General features: G+C 42.5%; 1 protein-coding gene. It reads left to right on the top strand.

Going from position 1 to position 1,266, the window contains the following annotated elements; translation table 11 throughout:
• Window positions 1-1,052 (top strand): IS200/IS605 family element RNA-guided endonuclease TnpB (gene tnpB / locus ACYQ2O_RS12320; protein WP_459796711.1); only part of this gene is annotated, 1,052 nt, incomplete at its 5' end.
• Window positions 1,053-1,266: the final 214 nt, after the last annotated feature.

The following is a 1,266-nucleotide window of genomic DNA, read 5'->3' as shown; positions in this document are numbered from 1 at the left end:
TGAAAGCATACAAGTACAGATTATACCCAACCGAACAGCAAAAAGAATATTTTGCGAATTGTTTTGGCTGCGCCCGCTTCATCTACAACCAAATGCTCAGCGACAAAATCAACCACTACAAAGAAACGAAACAAATGCTCCACAATACACCGGCGCAATACAAAAAAGAATGTCCGTTTTTGAAAGAAGTGGATAGTCTAGCATTAGCGAATGCCCAACAGAATCTGGAAAGAGCCTATAAAAACTTTTTCCGAGACAAGTCCGTCTGTTTCCCGAAGTTCAAATCCAAACACAAGTCGAAAGCGAGTTATACCACCAACAACCAAGGCGGAAATATCCGCATAGAAGACGGAAAAATCAAACTTCCAAAAACTGGATTCGTGAAGCTGAACCAACACAGAAAGTTTGAAGGAGTCATCAAGTCGGGAAAGTATTTCGTCTCTATTCTGGTGAAATCAGAAGACGAAGCAGTGGAAATTACCAAAAGAAAAATCGGGATTGATTTAGGCATTTCCGATTTCGCTATCACTACCAACGATTTAGGCGAGATAGAGAAACACAAAAACCCCAAACAATTATATAAAGCAGAAAAGCAACTCAAGAAAGCCCAGCGTTCGTTGTCCCGCAAACAAAAAGGCGGGAAGAACCGGAGCAAAGCCCGCCTGCAAGTCGCCAAGAAACACGAAAAGATTGCTAATCAGCGGAAGGATTTCTTGCACAAACTAACGAAGAAAATTACAGACGAAAACCAAGTCATCGTAATCGAAACGTTGTCCACCCAGAACCTGATGAAGAACCATAAACTAGCAAAAAGCATCGGCGATGCCGGATGGCATGAATTCGTCCGCCAGTTGGAATACAAAGCGGAACAAAAAGGACGTACAATCATCAAAGCGGACAGGTTCTATCCATCCAGCCAGATTTGTTCTGCCTGTGGACACCGTGACGGCAAGAAACCCCTCCACATACGGGAATGGGAGTGCCCTAATTGCGGGGAGTATCTGGACCGAGACATCAATGCCAGCAAGAACCTTTTGGCGTTAGCCAAGTAAAAGAAAACCTATGAGGGCTGGGAAAAAACTCCCCTAAAATGAATACATCCCTCGACCGATTTTGAGAAAAAATGGTCGAGGGATGTTTCTCTATGTGTAAAATAGTTGTCGGAAAGTAAAATAGTAGGGCAAGAAATTAAAGTAGACAAAAAGAAAGAAGACCCTTAATCTAGAGATAACCACAAATCCAGAAAAGAGGTCTTCTTATGAATCA

It is taken from the genome of Alkalibacterium sp. m-11 (genome assembly GCF_054658155.1).
This window is presented reverse-complemented; position numbering and strand designations above follow the sequence as displayed.